Here is a 1,050-nt window from a genome sequence, read left to right on the forward strand (position 1 = left end):
ACCTTGAAGGCGGCCAGCTGCGCCCGGCAGTGCTCGGCCAGTTCCTCGGCGTCGGTGATCCGGCCCGGCCGGACCACCACGTAGGCCAGCCCGGTCTCGCCCCAGCGTTCGTCGGGAACCCCGACGACGGCGGCCTCGGCCACCGCGGGATGCGAGAGCAGGACCTGCTCCACCTGGGCCGGGGCCACGTTTTCGCCGCCGGAGATGTAGAGGTCCTTGATCCGGTCCACAATCCGGAAGAAGCCGTCCGCGGTGCGTTCGACCAGGTCGCCGGTGCGCAGCCAGCCGCCGGCGAGCGCCGCCGCGGTGGCGTCCGGGTTCCGGAAGTAGCCGGCGAACACGCCCGGCCCCGAGACCAGCAGCTCACCGGTGGCCGCCCCGTCGAGGATCTCGCCGGTGGCCGGGTCCGCTACCGCCACGCTGACGTGCGGGTAGGGCTTGCCCGCGTAGCCGATCATGGAGGCCGCGTCTTCATTGGGCAGGCAGAGCACGTTGGGCGAGGCCTCGGTCAGGCCGTAGCCCTGGCTCAGGGCCACGCCCCGCTTGTGCCAGATCCGCAGCAGCGGCGCGGGCATCGACGCCCCGCCGACGATCGCGTGCTGCAGGCTGGACAGGTCGGCGGACGCGAAGCCGGGGTGCTCGGCCAGCAGGGCGTACTGGGTGGGGACGCCCATCATGGTGGTGACCCTGCGTTCGGCGATCAGCTGCAGCATCCGGCCGGCGTCGAACGTGCGTTCCAGCACCACCGTGGCGCCGGTCCACCAGGCCAACAGCGGCTGGATGTTCCAGCCGCCCACGTGGAACTGCGGCAGCGCGGCCAGCACCACGTCGGAGCTGGAGAGCTCCATGGTCCGCGACAGCGAGAGGTTGGTCCAGAAGCAGTTGGCGTGCGTGAGGATGGCGGCCTTGCTCGGCCCCTCGGTACCGGACGTGAAGATCATCAGGAGGGCATCGTCGTCGCGCACGTCCCGCTGCACGGGCGCCCCGGTGCTGTCCAGCCGGCGGGTGGGGCCGGGCACGTGCCGCTCCACCCCCGAGGGCCCCAGCGCC

1 protein-coding gene is annotated in these 1,050 nt (G+C 72.5%); it reads right to left on the reverse strand.

All coding sequences use genetic code 11. The annotated features are described in order from the left end of the window. A partial coding sequence (locus AC5RUJ_RS17055; protein WP_494156340.1) for a class I adenylate-forming enzyme family protein occupies positions 1–1,019 on the reverse strand: 1,019 nt, incomplete at its 3' end. Positions 1,020–1,050: the final 31 nt, after the last annotated feature.

Source organism: Arthrobacter sp. Y3223164 (genome assembly GCF_059091005.1).